General features: G+C 69.8%; 14 protein-coding genes. 9 read left to right on the top strand and 5 right to left on the bottom strand.

The genetic code is table 11. The annotated features are described in order from the left end of the window. Together Q7S93_RS09545 and Q7S93_RS09540 are read left to right on the top strand one after the other, a co-directional pair. On the top strand, nucleotides 1-526 hold a 526-nt coding region (locus Q7S93_RS09545), incomplete at its 5' end, for a nitrilase-related carbon-nitrogen hydrolase (RefSeq protein WP_304713654.1). A gap of 38 nt (nucleotides 527-564) precedes the next feature. Then, entirely contained in the window at nucleotides 565-1,092 is a 528-nt protein-coding gene (locus Q7S93_RS09540; protein ID WP_304713653.1) for a GNAT family N-acetyltransferase, read from the top strand. On the opposite strand, the gene Q7S93_RS09535 is transcribed toward Q7S93_RS09540, so the two are convergent. Next, nucleotides 1,089-1,880, bottom strand: a complete 792-nt coding sequence (locus tag Q7S93_RS09535; RefSeq protein ID WP_304713652.1) for an acid phosphatase — start codon at nucleotides 1,878-1,880, stop codon at nucleotides 1,089-1,091. The genes Q7S93_RS09540 and Q7S93_RS09535 overlap by 4 nt on opposite strands. 56 nt (nucleotides 1,881-1,936) lie before the next feature. After that, nucleotides 1,937-2,824, bottom strand: coding sequence for a MaoC/PaaZ C-terminal domain-containing protein (locus Q7S93_RS09530; RefSeq protein ID WP_304713651.1), 888 nt, complete (start codon nucleotides 2,822-2,824; stop codon nucleotides 1,937-1,939). 197 nt (nucleotides 2,825-3,021) lie between these two features. On the opposite strand from Q7S93_RS09530, the gene Q7S93_RS09525 reads away from it, so the two are divergent. Continuing rightward, the gene (locus tag Q7S93_RS09525; protein ID WP_304713650.1) at nucleotides 3,022-3,828 is read left to right on the top strand and encodes a SapC family protein; all 807 of its coding nucleotides are present in this window, start codon (nucleotides 3,022-3,024) and stop codon (nucleotides 3,826-3,828) included. A gap of 36 nt (nucleotides 3,829-3,864) precedes the next feature. On the opposite strand, the gene Q7S93_RS09520 is transcribed toward Q7S93_RS09525, so the two are convergent. After that, nucleotides 3,865-4,257: an acyl dehydratase gene (locus Q7S93_RS09520; protein ID WP_304713649.1), complete on the bottom strand. Its 393-nt coding sequence runs from the start codon at nucleotides 4,255-4,257 to the stop codon at nucleotides 3,865-3,867. A 150-nt stretch (nucleotides 4,258-4,407) separates the two neighbouring features. Between Q7S93_RS09520 and Q7S93_RS09515 the strand changes: the two genes are divergently transcribed. Further along, nucleotides 4,408-6,534, top strand: coding sequence for a protein-disulfide reductase DsbD family protein (locus Q7S93_RS09515; protein ID WP_304713648.1), 2,127 nt, complete (start codon nucleotides 4,408-4,410; stop codon nucleotides 6,532-6,534). A gap of 55 nt (nucleotides 6,535-6,589) precedes the next feature. Beyond that, nucleotides 6,590-7,213 (top strand): redoxin domain-containing protein, encoded by a 624-nt coding sequence (locus tag Q7S93_RS09510; protein ID WP_304713647.1) that lies wholly within the window; start codon nucleotides 6,590-6,592, stop codon nucleotides 7,211-7,213. Nucleotides 7,214-7,307: 94 nt separating this feature from the next. On the opposite strand, the gene Q7S93_RS09505 is transcribed toward Q7S93_RS09510, so the two are convergent. Continuing rightward, entirely contained in the window at nucleotides 7,308-7,772 is a 465-nt protein-coding gene (locus Q7S93_RS09505; protein ID WP_304713646.1) for a hypothetical protein, read from the bottom strand. 160 nt (nucleotides 7,773-7,932) lie between these two features. Here Q7S93_RS09505 and pgi point away from each other — a divergent pair, with 160 nt between their 5' ends. From pgi to hisG, 4 genes are all read left to right on the top strand, one after another. Further along, nucleotides 7,933-9,555, top strand: a complete 1,623-nt coding sequence (gene pgi / locus Q7S93_RS09500) for a glucose-6-phosphate isomerase (protein ID WP_304713645.1) — start codon at nucleotides 7,933-7,935, stop codon at nucleotides 9,553-9,555. Nucleotides 9,556-9,849: 294 nt separating this feature from the next. Further along, entirely contained in the window at nucleotides 9,850-11,331 is a 1,482-nt protein-coding gene (gene hisS / locus Q7S93_RS09495; protein WP_304713644.1) for a histidine--tRNA ligase, read from the top strand. After that, a complete protein-coding gene (locus Q7S93_RS09490) occupies nucleotides 11,331-12,473 on the top strand; it encodes an ATP phosphoribosyltransferase regulatory subunit (RefSeq protein WP_304713643.1) in 1,143 nt (380 codons plus the stop codon). Before hisS ends, Q7S93_RS09490 begins: the two co-directional genes overlap by 1 nt. Next, nucleotides 12,473-13,435 carry an ATP phosphoribosyltransferase gene (hisG, locus tag Q7S93_RS09485; protein WP_304713642.1) on the top strand — a complete coding sequence of 321 codons (963 nt, stop codon included), beginning with the start codon at nucleotides 12,473-12,475 and terminating at the stop codon, nucleotides 13,433-13,435. Before Q7S93_RS09490 ends, hisG begins: the two co-directional genes overlap by 1 nt. Before the next feature lie 336 nt (nucleotides 13,436-13,771). On the opposite strand, the gene Q7S93_RS09480 is transcribed toward hisG, so the two are convergent. Next, nucleotides 13,772-15,868, bottom strand: a complete 2,097-nt coding sequence (locus tag Q7S93_RS09480; protein ID WP_304713641.1) for a M13 family metallopeptidase — start codon at nucleotides 15,866-15,868, stop codon at nucleotides 13,772-13,774. Between the last annotated feature and the right edge of the window lie 117 nt (nucleotides 15,869-15,985).

The raw sequence follows: 15,985 nt of genomic DNA, 5'->3' as shown, positions 1-15,985 counted from the left end.
CCACATCCCCGACGGGCCGGGCTATCAGGAGAAGTACTATTTCCGCCCGGGCGACACCGGCTTCCGCGTCTGGGACACCCGGTTCGGCAGGGTGGGCGTCGGCATCTGCTGGGACCCGTGGTACCCCGAGGCCGCGCGGGCCATGGCGCTGATGGGCGCCGAGGTGCTGTTCTATCCCACGGCCATCGGCTCTGAGCCCCATGACGAGACCCTGGACACCGCCGCCCCCTGGCGGCGGGCCATGCAGGGCCATGCGGTCTCCAACGTGATCCCGGTTGTGGGCGCCAACCGCACGGGCTTCGAGCCGTGGGAGAACTATCCCGGCGGCGGCCAGCGCTTCTACGGCTCGTCCTTCATCGCCGACCATCGCGGCGACCTCGTCGCTGAGTTCGGGGCCAATGAGGAGGGGGTGCTGACCTCGGAGTTCGACCTGGACTTCCTGGCCACCCACCGGGCGGCCTGGGGCTTCTTCCGCGACCGCCGCACCGACCTCTACGGCGCCCTGGCCGGTCCGCGGCCGGTTTGAAGCTTGGCGCCAGCCGACCGGCCAGCCTAGGGTCGCTCATGATCGAGACCGAGCGGCTCATCCTGCGGCGCTGGCGCGACGGCGACCGGCCAGCCTTCCACGCCATCTGCGCCGATCCGCAGGTGATGGACTGGCTGGGCGGGGTGCTGAGCCCCGACGAGGCCGACGCCCGGCTGGCGCGGGTCGAGGAGACCTTTGATCGCCTGGGCTATGGCCGGTTCTGTGTGGAGCGCCGCTCTGACGGCCGCGTGCTGGGCTGGTGCGGGGTCATGCCGGCCCATGAGAGCCAGCCCGTCGCCGGCACGCCGGAAATCGGCTGGCGGCTGATCCCCGAGACCTGGGGCCAGGGCTACGCCACCGAGGCGGCCGCCGCCGTTCTGGCCGACGCCTTCGGGCGGCTGGGGCTGACGGAGGTCTGGGCCTATACCAGTCCGCACAATCTGCGTTCGCAGGCCGTGATGCAGCGGCTTGCCCTGGCCCGGCGCCCCGATCTCGACTTCGAGAACCCCAACGCCCCGGCGGATGATCCCTTCCGCCCCGCCTGGGTCTGGATCGCAATCCCTTAGAGCGTGCAGCCGCTCGGCGGCGCCTTGAGGCGGGCGACTTCGCGGCGGGCCTTCTCCATGTCGGCGCGGAATTCCGGATTGGCCCGCATGCGGGCGACCATGGCCGCAGCCAGGTCGCGGCCGGCCTCCACGTCGCTGGGATAGTGCATGCCGCAGATGACCCGCGACTCGCCCATCTCCTTGCCGGCCTCCAGCAGGGGGCCGGCCTTGTCGGGCGCCAGCTCCACCAGGATCAGCGCCCAGGCCCAGCCGGTCATGGAATGGCCCGAGGGGTAGGAGGCGTTGATCTCCATCCAGGGCGCCCGGGGCACGCAGACCGGCTTGTCGTTGCCGATCAGCGGGCGGAGCCGGGCATAGTGATCCTTGGCCGGCGTGCTCACCGTGCGGACGTCCTGCTCGGCCCGCTCCAGGATGTGGGCGGTGACCGGCGTGGACTCCGGGCTGATGTCGAGGCCGGCGGCGCAGGCATAGCCCTTCAGCGCCTTGCCGCCCCAGAGGTCGGCGTCGGCGGCGGCCTTGGCCCAGCGGTCTGTGCCTTCCAGGGACCTGGTCTCTTCGAAGCGTTGGGCGTCGGCGCGGCCGCGGGGGCTGTCGGGCGCCGGCGGCGGACCGATCAGGACGGCGCCGTCCAGGTCGGCGGCGGTCAGGTAGCCATCGATCTCCGGCGGGACGAAGTCGGGGCTGTTGGGTTCGGCCAGGGTCGTCGGCGCGTGGGCCGGGGCGGCGACACAGGCCGAAAGTCCAGCGGCGAAGGCGAGGGCCGTGAGGGCGGGGTGCATACGGATCATCCGCCCTCTCTAGAACGGCTCCCCGCGAGGGGGAACCGTTCAGAGCAGGCCCTGGACTAGCGCAGCACCGCCAGACCGTTTTTGATCACCGTGGCGTTGCGGGACTTCACGCGCGCCTCAAAGCTGATCTCCTTGCCGTCCTTCCAGATGTCCACCGTGATGGTGTCGCCGGGGAAGACCGGGGCGGAGAACCGCGCCTGGTGGCTCTTGATCTGGTCGGGATCGAAGTCGGTCACCGCCTGCAGGATGGCGCGGCAGGTGATGCCATAGGTGCAAAGCCCGTGCAGGATCGGCCGCGGGAAGCCCGAGCGCTTGGCCGAGTCGGGATCCGAATGCAGCGGGTTGCGGTCGCCGTTCAGGCGATAGAGCAGGGCCTGGTCCTCGCGGGTGGTGAAGTCCACCGACATGTCCGGCGCCCGCTCAGGCACCTTGTGCGGCTCGGGCGCGCCCTCGGTGGGACCGCCGAAGCCGCCGTCGCCGCGGGCGAAGGTCGACGAGGTCAGGGTGGCGACCTTCTCGCCGTTCTCGTCGGTCCAGACCGATTCGTTGATGACGACCGCGCCCTTGTCCTTGCCCTTGTCATAGGCGCCGACCGTGCGGCCCTCGACGGTGAAGGTCCCCTTGGTGGGCAGGGGCTTGTGCAACTCCACCTTCTGTTCGCCATGGACGACCATCAGGAAGTTGATCTGGCTGGGGCGGTGGCCCTCGGGCATCTGCGGGGCGGGACCGGCATTGGCCGCAGCCCGGGCGCCAGCGGCCAGGACGGTGGCTGCGGTCGGGATGACCTTCAGGTTCTTCTCATAGACGAAGGGAAGCTCCGTCTCGTTCATCGGGTCCTGGCCCATGCCGACGCCGAGGGCGTAGAGCATGACGTCCTTGTCGCCGTAGGTGAATGTGCGCGGCGCGGTGCGCTGGTCGAGAATGTCGGGATAAAAGATAGGCATGTTGAAATCGTTCCTCCGGAGCCCGCTCGAGGTTGGGCTGCTCTTCTATGGGTCCGATTGAACCGGCACAGAGGCTGCGACGCAAGCGTCCCTCCTGGCATTTGCCGCCCTAGCCCTGATCGGCTAGAAGCGCCCGACCGCTCCGCGCGCGGGTCCTGGTGGACCCGTGGGACACCCGAATTCCTCGAAGGTTTCTTATGACCGAGACTACCGCTTCGGCCACGGGCCAGATCTCCGGCAACGTTCTGTTCTATTCCAATCCCGAGCCGCTCAACCCGACCACCCACAAGGGCATGGGCGTGAAGCGGATCGACGGTCCCTTCAGCTTCGCGGCCAAGCACAACCTGGTCCCGCTGACGGTGTCTGAATTCCAGCTGGCCGTGCTGAACGGCCCGATCATCTTCGTGGGCGAGGAAAAGACCCCCCTGCAGGTGATGGGTCTGAACCACGACGAGAACATCTTCGTCCTGCCCACCGGCCTGTTCGAGGCGGGCATCTATGTGCCGGCCTATGTGCGCCGCTACCCCTTCGTCTTCGCCAATGATTCCAAGGCCGGCCAGTCGATCCTGTGCGTCGACCGCAACGCGGCCTTCTTCGCCGAGAAGGACGCCGAGCTGCCCTTCTTCGACGAAAAGGGCGAGCCGACCGAGTACACCCAGAACTGCCTGACCTTCTGCAACAACTACGAGATGGAACGGCAGAAGACCCAGAGCTTCATCCAGCTGCTGAAGGCGTTGGACCTGTTTGAGCCCAAGGAGTCCTTCTACACCCCAGTGAATGAGGACGGCACGCCGGGCGAGCCCCAGAAACTGGCCGACTATTTCGGCGTCTCCGAAGAGCGCCTGCGCGAGCTGCCGGCTGAGAAGTTCATGGACCTGCGCCAGTCGGGCGCCCTGAACCAGATCTATGCGCACCTGATCTCGCTGGCCCAGTGGGACCGCCTGGTCGCCCTGTCGATGAACCGCCAGATGCAGGCCCAGACCCTGCAGGCCGCCAACAGCTGAGGCTGAACATCTCCCCGGTGGGCGCAGATCTCGCGCCTACCGGGCGAAGATGCTGCGGGTCAGGCAGGAAAAGACCAGTCGTCCGGCCTCGTCCAGCAGGTCGTGCTGGGCGATGACAATGCCCTTGCCCTCCCCCACCGGGTCCTTGCCCATCACCGTCATCCGCCCCCGCAGCAGCTCGCCGGCGGGCGGGTTGCGCACCCATCGCAGGGCGTCGACCCCCAGCCGCTTGGTCTGGGGCCAGCCGGCCGCAGCCTGGCTGTCCAGCCGCGCCCAGATGGCGAAGACCATGGTGTCAGGCGCCCCGCGATCCAGGGTCCAGCCGGGTGTGAAGGCCGCGATGAAGGCCGCCAGCGCCTTGGCGTCAACGGCCGCGGCGCCCAGGTTCACCACCTGGCCGATCTCGATGTCGTCAAACGGTGCGGGCATTCTCGGTTCTCGTAGCGGTTAGGGGCTGAAACCTCTGACGCCGCCCGTCGTAGATCAGGCGGGGGCCCCAGGTTCCGGAATCACGGATTTGCGGGCAAGGCCTATCTGACCCCATATAGCGGCAAGCCCCAAACAGGTTTGAGTTCAAGCATGATGCGTCGTCTCGCCGGGTTCCTGCTCGCCGCCCTGGTCCTGCCGTTGAGCCTGGCGGGCCCGGCCCTGGCCGCACCGGTGGACACCGGTCACCTTAGGGCCGAGCTGATCGCCCAGACCCAGGCCATCGCGCCGGGCCAGACCATCCAGGTCGCCCTGCGCCAGGAGATCGACAAGGGCTGGCACACCTATTGGCGCAATCCCGGTGATTCCGGCGAAGCGACCAAGATCGGCTGGACGCTTCCGGCTGGCTGGCAGGCCGGCGAATTCGTCTGGCAGCCGCCGCAGCCCCAGCCCGCCGGCCCCCTGGTGAACTATGGCTATTCCGGCGAGGTGATCCTGCCCATGACCCTGACGGCGCCGGCCGGTGCGACGCCGGGCCAGTCGGTGACCCTGCGCGCGGCCGCCGCCTTCCTGGTCTGCGAAGAGATCTGCATCCCGGAGGACGCGCTGCTCGAACTGACCCTGCCGGTGCAGGCCGAGCCCGCCCAACCGGCGGGGCGGTGGGCGCAGCCCATCGCCCGCGCCCTGGAGGCTGCGCCGAAGCCGGCCGGTCTCACAGCAGTTTTCCACAATGACGACGCGGGCCTGAAGCTCGCCGTGACCGGCGATGTGCTGACCGGCGCCGACATGGCCGAGAGCTACTTCTTCCCCTTTGACGGGGCGGTGATCGACCATGCCGCCCCCCAGGCCATCGAGCGGGGGCCTCAAGGCCTCACCTTGTCCCTGACTCCCAGCTACGCCTTCCAGGGTCCCGAACCGCCCCAGGTCATGGCTGGCGTCCTCAAGGTCGGCGAGACCTATTATGAGATCGAGGCCCAGGCCGGCCCGCTTCCGGCCGAAGCCGCTGGCCTTGGCCCGCCCGTGGCGCGGGCGGGCGGCGGCGGAGCCGGGCTGGGGCTTCCCCTGGCTGTGGTCTTCGCCATCCTGGGCGGGCTGATCCTCAACCTGATGCCCTGCGTCTTCCCCATCCTGGCCATGAAGGCCGCGAGCCTGGCGGGCCACGCTCACGAACAGGCCGCCGCGCGGCGCCAGGGCCTGGCCTTCCTGGCCGGGGTTCTGGCCACCTTCCTGGCCCTGGCGCTCGCGCTGATCGTCGCCCAGGCGGCCGGCGCCGCCGTCGGCTGGGGCTTCCAGCTGCAGTCGCCGCCGGTGGTCGCTGCGCTCTGCCTGCTGATGCTGGCCGTGGCGCTCAATCTGTCGGGCGTGTTCGAGATCGGGACCTCCCTGCAAGGGGTTGGGACAGGCCTCGCCAGCCGGGGCGGCCTGGCCGGCGCCTTCTTCACCGGCGTCCTGGCCGTGGTGGTCGCCGCCCCCTGCACCGCGCCCTTCATGGCCCCGGCGCTCGGCTGGGCCCTGACTCAGAGCGCGCCGGCCGCCCTGCTGGTGTTCGCCGCCCTGGGGCTCGGCTTCGCCGCCCCCTTTGTGGCTGTGGCCTTTGCGCCGGGCCTGCTCTCGCGCCTGCCCCGCCCAGGCCCCTGGATGGATCATCTGCGCAAGGTGCTGGCCTTTCCGATGTATGGCGCCGCGGCCTGGCTGCTGTGGGTCCTGACCCTGCAGGTCGGGCCCATGGGCCTGGCTCGGCTCCTGGCCGCAGCCGTGGTGCTGGCCCTGGCCGCCTGGCTCTATGGCCTCTCGCAGGCGCGCTCGGGCGGTGTCGCGCTTAAGGGCGGCGCCGCCGTCCTGGCCGTCGCGGCCCTGGCTGCGGTGCTCATCCCGGCCTATCAGACCCCGGCCCCGGCGGGCGAGGCCAGGGGCGCGGTGGCCGAGCTGCCCTACGAGCCCTATAGCGCCGAGCGCCTGGCCGAGCTGCGCGCCCAGGGCGCGCCGGTCTTCGTGAACTTCACCGCCGCCTGGTGCGTCACCTGCCAGGTGAACGAGCAGGTGGCCCTGGCGCGGCAGGGGGTGGCCGACGCCCTGGCCGGCACCGGAACTGTCTATCTGAAAGGCGACTGGACCCGGAAGGACGAGGTGATCGCCGCCGAACTGGCCCGCCACGGCCGGGCTGGGGTACCCTTGTATCTGGTCTATGGCGGGGCCGGCGCCGAGCCGGTGATCCTGCCGCAGATCCTCACCGAGGGCGTGGTGGTCCGCGCCCTGCAGGCCGCCGCATCCGCCGGCTGATCGACGCGTAAAAGAAAGAGTGCTCGCCGGCCTATATCCCAAGAAGGAGACGCCCATGACGACCTCGACGCTTTCCCGCCGCCCCATTCTGCTGGGCCTGGCCGCCGCCGCGGCCCTGGTCGCTGCGCCCGCCCTGGCGGCCCCGGCCATCGGCAAGCCGGCCCCGGCCTTCACGGCCGTGGATTCCACCGGCAAGTCCCGCAGCCTGGCGGAGTTCAAGGGCAAGACCGTGGTCCTCGAATGGACCAATGAGGGCTGCCCCTATGTCCAGAAGCACTACAATGCCGGCGCCATGCAGGGCCTGCAGAAGAGCGCGGGTCGCGACGGCGTGGTGTGGCTGACGCTCATTTCCTCGGCGCCCGGCAAGCAGGGCTACAAGACCGCCGCCGAGGCCAATGACTGGAAGGCCGAGAGCGGGGCGGCGCCTACCGCCATCCTGCTCGATCCCAAGGGAGAGGTCGGCCGCGCCTATGCCGCCAGGACCACGCCCCACATGTACGTGGTCAACCCGGCCGGAACGCTCGTCTATATGGGCGGCATCGACGACAAGAACAGCGCCGACGCAGCGACCCTCAACGGCGCCAAGAACTATGTGGTCGCCGCCCTGGGCGACGTGAAGGCCGGCCGCGCCGTGGCCCAGCCGGTCTCGGCGCCCTATGGCTGCAGCGTGAAGTACTAGAGCGCGTTCCGATAAGCCGGCGCCGGTTATCGGAACGAAACGCGCTCAAGACATAGACCCGACAGCCTGACTCAAAGACCGGGCTCTCGGGTTCTTAGACGCTCCCGTCGGGCGCCAGGCCAGAGGCCGGCCCCGGCGGGGCGAGCAGCACCTCGACATTGTCGTTGAGCAGATAGATCAGCTCCCGCAGGGCGGTGTCCCTAGCCGGCTTGTCGGCGGCCAACTGCAGGGCGGCGAGCTTGACCGGCAGGTCCTCGGAAATGCCCCGCAGGATGCAGGCCAGGTCTCCATCGACGCCCCGGTCGCGCACCTTCTGCTGGCCCTGGCTGTCCAGGGCGGCCAGGTCGGCGACGCCGGTCTTGAACGCCTCGGTCGCCGGGGCGTCGGTTTCGCGCATGGCCTCGGCCTGGGCCTTCAGGTCCTGGGCGCGGGCGACGATGTCGGCGAACAGGGGCTCCAGCGCGGTGGCCGGCGCCGGCGTCGGGGCGTTCGGCTGAACGGGCGCAGGGGCGGCGGCCATCCACAGCAGGGTCGAGGCGGCGAGGGCGGCGCAGGACATGGATCTGACCTCAGGACACAGATTGAGCGCGTTCCCGGGGCGCAGGGCCATGGGAACGAAGACGGGACGACCGGCTTTTGCTAACCGGTTTCGGCCCGGTTCGTACAGGCAGGTTGGACAACGCCATCCTGCGCGGGGCCGCTTGAACGGGGGATGAATCATGTCCGACCTGGACGCCGCCTGGTGCCGGCTTCGCGCCGCGGGGGCCGCTGCGGCGGCGCGTTCCATCGCCAGCCTGTTCGAGGCCGAGCCCGACCGCCTGGCTCGCCTGAGCCTGCAGGCTGCCGGCCTCTGCCTGGACCTTTCCAAACAGCCCTGGTCGGCCAAGGACCTGGCCCTGGCCCTGGACCTGGCGCAGGCCGCTGGGCTGGAGGCGGCGCGCGAACGGCTGTTCGCTGGGGAGACCGCCAATCCGTCCGAGGGCCGCGCGGCCCTGCACATGGCGCTCCGCGCGCCGCGGGGCGCAGACTTCGCCGCCCAGGGGGAGCCGGTCTCCCGCGAGGTCGAGGCGACCCGCGCGGCCATGGCCGACTTCGCCCGCGCCATCGGCGGCGGCGAGCGGCGGGGCGCGACCGACAAGCCGTTCAAGGCCATCGTCCATATCGGCATTGGCGGGTCGGATTTCGGACCCCGGCTGGTCTGGGAAGCGCTGCGGGCGGCCGATCCGGCCATCGACCTGCGGTTCATCGCCAATGTGGACCCGGCCGACAGCGCCCAGGCTCTGTCGGGACTTGATCCCGCCGAGACCCTGGTGGTCGTGGTCTCCAAGACCTTCACCACCCAGGAGACCATGGCCAACGCCATGATCGCCCGGGACTGGCTGCGCGCCGCCCTTGGGGAGGCCGGCGACGCCCATCTGGTGGCGGTCTCGGCCGCGCCGGACGTGGCTCAGGGCTTTGGCGTGCGGGACGACCAGATCTTCGGTTTCCGAGACTGGGTCGGCGGGCGCTATTCGGTCTGGTCCTCGGTGGGTCTGTCCTGCGCCATCGCCCTGGGACCGGACGTGTTCGAGGCGCTGCTGGCCGGCGGCGCGGCCATGGACGACCACTTCCGCCAGGCGCCGCTGGCGGCCAATGCGCCGGTATTGCTGGCCCTGGCCCACATCTTCAATCGCAACGCCATGGATCGGCCGGTGCGCGCCGTGGTGCCCTACGCCCAGCGTCTGCGATTGCTGCCCAACTTCCTCCAGCAGCTGGAGATGGAGTCCAACGGCAAGCGCACGCGCACGGACGGGAAGCCGGTCAGGCAGGCCACCGCTGCGGCGGTGTTCGGCGACGCCGGCACCAATGTGCAGCACGCCTTCTTCCAACTGATGCATCAGGGCAGCGACATCATCCCGGCCGACATCCTGGCGGTCGCCCATAGCGCCGACGGCCATCCCGCTTCGCAGACCAAGCTGCTGGCCAATGCGCTCGCCCAGGCCGAAGCCCTGATGGTTGGCCGCAGCGAGGCCGAGGTCCGCCGGTCCCTGCAGGCCGACGGCCTGTCGGCCGGCGAAATCGACATCCTGGCGCCCCAGAAGACCTTCCCCGGCGACCGGCCCACCAGCTTCCTGCTGATGGACGCCCTGACGCCGGAAGCGCTGGGCGCCCTGATCGCCCTCTACGAGCACAAGACCTTCGTCGAAGGCGTGCTCTGGGGGATCAACAGCTTCGACCAGTGGGGCGTGGAACTGGGCAAGACCCTGGCCGGCCGCATCTTGAAGGATCTGGAGGGCGAGGCGGTCGGCGCCCATGATCCCTCGACCTCGGCCTTGATCTCGCGGCTGCGGGGCGAGCCCTGAAGGCTGGCCTTGCGCGCGCGCCTCGGCTATAGGGCCGCCCATGATCTGCGTCGCGCCCCATCACGGCCATCACCACCATCCGATCTCCTGCGGGATCGGGCGGGGTTGCGCGGCCTAGGTCCTAGGACGACGACCACGGCTCGAGCCCCCGCAGCGGACGGGGCTCGCCGCTGGATATCCCCGTCCGTCGCGCCCATGACCTTAGGAGCGACGTATGACCTTGAACGCCTTCCCCCCTTCGCCAGAGCCCGCCGCGTCCTTGCGGCGTCCGGCTCCTTCATTTAGGCGCGCGCCATGACCGACGAGACCGCCCCCACCCGCCCGGAGGCGCGCAGCCCGCGCGGCTTCATGGACCGCCGCGCCCGCGACCTGGTGGCCGAGCGCCAGATTCTCACCGCCGTCTCGGCGGTCTATGAGCGCTATGGGTTCGAGGCCCTGGACACCGGCGCCTTCGAATATGCCGATGCCCTGGGCAAGTTCCTGCCCGACGCCGATCGTCCCAATGAGGGCGTCTTCGCCCTGCAGGACGATGACGAACAGTGGATGGCGCTCCGCTACGACCTGACCGCGCCGCTGGCGAGGTTCGCCGCCCAGAACTGGGAGACCCTGCCCAAGCCGTTCCGCCGCTACGCCTTCGGCCCGGTCTGGCGCAACGAGAAGCCTGGGCCCGGCCGTTTCCGCGAATTCACCCAGTGCGACGCCGACACTGTGGGCTCGGCCCGACCGGAGGCCGACGCCGAGATCATCGCCATGGCTTCGGAGGGCCTGGCCGCGGCCGGCCTGCCGGCCGGGTCGGCGGTGATCCGTATCAATAACCGCAAGCTGCTCAACGGCCTGCTGGCCACGGCCGGGGTCAGCGACGAGCGCCAGAAGCTGGGCGTGCTGCGGGCGGTGGACAAGCTCGACCGCCTCGGCCCCGACGGGGTTCGCCTGTTGCTCGGCGAAGGCCGCAAGGACGAATCCGGCGCCTTTACCAAGGGCGCGGGGCTGAACGCGGCGGCGGCTGAAGCCGTGCTCGCCTTCACCGCTGCGGGCGCCGCAGGCGGTGATCGGGCCAGTGTGCTCGCCCGTCTGGCCGACATCATCGGCGGCTCGGCGGAGGGGGATGCGGGGCTGGCCGAACTGGCGGCCATCGACGGGGCGCTGAAAAGCCTGGGGGTGTCCGAGGCCCAGGCGGTCTTCGAGCCGGCCATCGTCCGGGGGCTGGACTACTCTACCGGCGCGGTGTTCGAGGCCGAACTGCTGCTGGAGACCACCGACGAGAAGGGACATCCGGTCCGCTTCGGCTCCATCGGCGGCGGTGGCCGGTATGACGACCTGGTCGCCCGCTTCACCGGCCAGACCGTGCCGGCCACGGGCTTCTCCTTCGGGGTCTCCCGCCTGGCCTCGGCCCTGCGCGCGGCGGGCCGGGACATGGCCGCCGACGTCCGCGGGCCGGTGGTGGTCATCGCCTTCAACAATGAGGACATGGCCCACTATTTCGCCGCCGCCGGCGAGCTGCGGGCCGCCGGCATCGCCGCGGAGGTCTATCTGGGATCCTCAGGCATGAAGGCCCAGATGAAGTATGCTGACCGGCGCCTGGCGCCGGCCGCCGTCATCCTGGGCGGGGACGAGATCGCCGCAGGGACCGTGACCATCAAGGATCTCGACCTCGGGCGCGAACTGGCCGCCGGGATCACCGACAACAGCCAATGGCGCGGCGAGCGTCCGGGCCAGATCAGCTGCCCCCGCGGCGAGCTGGTGGCGAGCGTGGCCAAGATCGTGAGGGGCGCCTGATGCGGGTGGAGCCGACCCTGCCGCCCGCCGTCCTGGCGGCCATCCGTGCGCCGTTCGAAGCGGCGGGCGCGACCCTGGCGGACGTGCCCCTGGTGCAGCCCCTGAACCTGATCCTGGACCTGGCGGGCGAGGGCCTGCGGGCGCGGCTGTTCGTGGTCCAGGCCGAGGGGGGCGCGGAATCCTGCCTGCGGCCGGACTTCACGGCGCCCGTGGCCCGCAGCCACGTGGAAAGCGGCGCCGCCGAAGGTCGCTATGTCTACCAGGGCAAGGCGTTTCGCGCCGCGCCCGAGCACACCGGCCGATCGGAGGAATTCCTGCAGCTGGGTCTGGAGCGGTTTGATCCCCCAGCCTCGGACGCCGTGGCGTCTGACGCCGAAGTGGCGGCCCTAGCCTGGCGTGCGGCGGTCGCCGGCGCGCGGAGCGATCTGGAATTCTGGCTGGGGGATGCGGCCCTGTTCGCCGCCTTCATCGACAGCCTCGATCTCGCCCCGGCCCTGGCGGCCCGCCTGGTCCGCATCGCCAAGCGCCCGCGCCTGCTCCAGGCCGAGCTGGCGCGCGCCGGACAGGCGGCGGCGGAGGACGGGACCGACGGGGGTCTCGCCGATCTGCTGGCGGATCTGCCCGGCGAGGGGGCTGGAATCCTGCTCCGCGAAGCCTGGGCCCTGGCCGGGATTGCGCCAGTGGGCGGCCGTGGGCCGGCGGAGATCGCCGAGCGGCTGGTGGCCAAGGCCCAAGCGCGCCGGGCGCCGGCCCTGACCACCGACCAGGCCGCCGCCGTCGCGGGCTTCCTGGCCATTTCTGACCGGCCCGAGGCGGCGCTGGACCAGGCCCGTCGTCTGGCCGGAGGTCGGGCGTCGGCCCTGGACGCCGCGATCGCGGGGTGGTCGAGCCGTCTCGCCCGGCTCGCCGCCGAGGGTGTTCCGCAGGATGTCCTGAGGTTCACGCCGGGGCTCGGCCACGCCTTCGACTATTATGACGGCCTGACCTTCGAGGTGCGCAGCACAGCCCTCGGGGCCGACCGGCCGGTGGCGGCCGGCGGGCGGTATGACGGGTTGCTGGCCCGGCTCGGGGGCGCGGCGGGCGGTCGCGCGGTCGGTTGTATGGTCCGGCCCTGGCGGGCCTTCGCCCAGGGAGAAGCCTGATGGACGCCCCGCTGATCATCGCCGTGCCGTCCAAGGGCCGGCTGAAGGAACAGGTCGAGGCCTGGCTCGCCGACTGCGCGCTGAAGCTCGAGGCCGAGGGCGGCGCCCGCGGCTACATGGCCAGCCTCAAGGGGCTGGAGGGCGCGCAGGTTCGCCTGCTGTCAGCCGGCGACATCGCCGAGGCCATTGACGCTGGCGAGGCCCATCTGGGGGTGACCGGCGAGGATCTGATGCGCGAGCGGCCGGGCGACCTCTCCGCCCGCGCCCTGCTGCTGCGTCCCCTGGGCTTTGGCCGCGCCGACCTAGTGGTGGCCACGCCCAAGAGCTGGCTCGACGTGGAGACCATGGGCGACCTGGAAGAGGTGGCGCACGACATCCTGGCCCGCACGGGGCGGCGGATGCGGGTGGCCACCAAATACATCCTGCAGACCCGGGCCTTCTTCGCTCGTCATGGTCTGGTGGACTACCGGATCGTGGAGTCCGGCGGCGCCACCGAAGGCGCGCCGGCGGCCGGGGCGGCGGAACTCGTGGTCGACATCACCACTACCGGCGCCACCCTGGAGGCCAACGGGCTGAAGGTGCTCAATGACGGGGTGATCCTGAGGAGCCAGGCGCATCTGGCCGCCAGCCTGCGGGCGGACTGGACCGATCCCCACCTGCAGGTGGCCGAGAAGCTTCTGCGTCTGGTGGAGGCCCGCGCCAACGCCCGGGCCAGCGCCGCCCTGACCTGGCCTGAGGCCGAGATCGGGGACGTCGGCCAGGGCGTGATCGATGGCCTGATCTCCCGGGGCGCGTCGCGCCGGCCCAACGGCGTGCTGGCCCCGGCGGGCGTCGTGGCGGAGGCCGGCCAGGCCCTGTCAGCCGCCGGCCTTGGCCCGGTTACCGCCGCGCAACCTGACTTCGTGTTTGAAACCTGCTCGCCGGGGATGGACAGGTTGAGGTCGATCCTGGCTAAAAATTGACATTTGAGTCAGAAATATCGGGATTGTGAGGGCTGTTGGGCGAAATCCCGGAAATCTGAAGGGAAATTCCGCCTTTCTGCCGATTTGGTTCATTGACTCGGACCCGAAATTACCGTTTTCTCACCTGGCGAGAGACAAGACGGCGACTTAAGTCCTGAAGTCTCCGGCGTTTCGGGGAGGAAACGCCCTTCTAAACTGAGCGGCAGCTCACAATAAGAACAGGCCCGTTGCGATTATCCCCCGCAACGGGCCATTTCTTTTGGCCGATTCCCATAAAATTGACTCATCCGATAAAAACCGGAGCGGGTCCCTGCGACCGCGCCCCGGCTCCGGGACTCACCAGATGCGGACCCGGTCCTCCGGCGCCACATGCATGGCGTCCTCCGGCGCCACATCGAAGGCCTCATACCAGGTGTCGATATTGGCGACCGGCACATTGACCCGATAGTGCGGGGGTGAGTGGGGACCCGACACCAGCTGACGCCGCAGGGCGTCCTCCCGGTACTTGCCGCGCCACACCTGCGCCCAGCCGAGGAAGACCCGCTGGTCGCCGGTGAAGCCGTCGATGACCGGCGCCGGCTGGCCGTCCAGGGACAGGTGATAGGCGTCGAGGGCGAGCAGGACGCCGCCCAGGTCAGCGATATTCTCGCCCATGCTCAGCTGGCCATTGATCGGCAGGCCCGGCAGAGGCTCGATGGCGGAATACTGGGCGCCGAGCTTCTGGGCCTGGGCGTTGAACTTCTCGGCGTCCTCGGCCGTCCACCAGTCGGTCAGCTTGCCGTCGCCGTCCGACTTGCGGCCCTGGTCGTCGAAGCCGTGGGTGATCTCGTGGCCGATCACCCCGCCGATGCCCCCATAGTTGATGGCCGGATCAGCCTCGGGATCGAAGAAGGGCGGCTGGAGGATGGCGGCGGGGAAGACGATCTGGTTCTTGGTCGGGCTGTAATAGGCGTTCACGGTCGGGGGCGTCATGCCCCATTCCTTGTCGTCCACCGGCTCGTCCAGGCGACCCACCCGATAGGCCCATTCGAACGCCGCGGCCCGCTCCACATTGCCATAGAGGTCGTCGCTCGCGATGGTCAGGTCCGAATAGTCCCGCCATTCCTCCGGATAGCCGATCTTCACGGTGAACTTGGACAGCTTCTCCAGGGCCTTGGCCTTGGTCTCATCGCCCATCCAGGTCAGCCCCTTGATGCGGGTCTCCATGGCCGTCTTGATGTCGCCCACCAGGGCTTCCATCTTGGCCTTGCTCTCCGGCGGGAAGTACTCGGCCACATAGAGCTTGCCCAGGGCCTCGCCGGCATAGGTGTCGACCATGGTCACGCCGCGTTTCCAGCGGGGGCGCTGCTCGGGCTGGCCCGACAGGGTCTTCTCGCGGAAGCCGTGATAGGCCGCGACGAAGGGCTCCGACAGATAGGGCGCGGCCTGATCGGCCAGGGTGTAGGCCGCCCAGGCCTTCTGAACCTCGATCGGGGTTTCGGCGAAGATGGCGGCGATCTTCGGGAAGGCGGTGTTTTCCGAGGCGACCACCCGCTCGGCCTCGGTCAGGTCGGCGCCCTGGATGAAGGCGTCCCACGGGAAGTCCGGCGCATGGGCCTTCAGTTCGGCCGGGGTGTAGGGATTATAGGTCTTGTCGTCGTCGCGGCGATCGGCCCGGGTCCAGGAGACCTCGGCGATCTTGGTCTCCATCTCGACGATGGCCTTGGCGTTGGCCGCAGGCTCGGTCCAGCCGGCCAGGGTCAGGAGCTCGGCCACATAGGCCTCATACTGCGCCTTCTGCTCGGCGAAGGCCTCGGTCAGATAATAGTCCCGGTCGGGCATGCCGAGGCCGGCCTGGCCGAGATAGACCGTGTAGCGCTCGGGATTCTTGGCGTCGTCATAGACATAGGCGCTGAAGATCGAGCCGCCGAAGCCCTTCATGGTCTCGCCCATCAGCCGGGCGAGATCGTCCTTGGTGGCGGCGGCGCGGATCTTCGCCAGGTCCCCGGAGAGCGGCGCGGCCCCCTTGGCGTCCACCGCGGCCTTGTCCATGAAGCTCTTGTAGAAGGTCCCGATCAGGGCCTCGTCGCCGCTGGCCCCGCCGCCCGCCGCCGAGGCGTCGAGCACGGCGCGCATGCGGTTGACCGACAGCTCGTTCAAGGCGTCGAACGTGCCATAGCGCGAACGGTCCGAGGGGATCTCCAGGGCGTCCACATAGGCGCCGTTGACGTGATTGAAGAAGTCCTCGCCCGGGCGCACGGCGGCGTTCATGCCCGTGCGGTCAAAGCCCCAGGCGCCCATGCGCTGGGCCTGGGAGACATCCACGGTCGCCCCGGCCTCGGCGGGGGGGGCGGCGCTGAAGATATGGAGGGGGCGGAAGTCGGAGGAGGATGCCGGCGCCGCAGCGCTCATCAGGGCGGCCGCCGCAGCGGCGCCGAACCAGAAGGTCTTCATGTATCAGCCTCAATTGGGGTCTGGGCGGACCATGCCTCGCCCAGACCCCGAGAGGCTCATTACATTTTCGTTAGAGCCTGATGCGATCAGACGGAATCGTCTGATCGTTGAATCAGG

Source organism: Phenylobacterium sp., assembly GCF_030646615.1.
In the GTDB taxonomy this organism is placed as follows: Bacteria; Pseudomonadota; Alphaproteobacteria; order Caulobacterales; family Caulobacteraceae; genus Phenylobacterium.
Note: the sequence above shows the minus strand (reverse complement) of the source record. Positions and strands in the feature narration are given on the sequence as shown.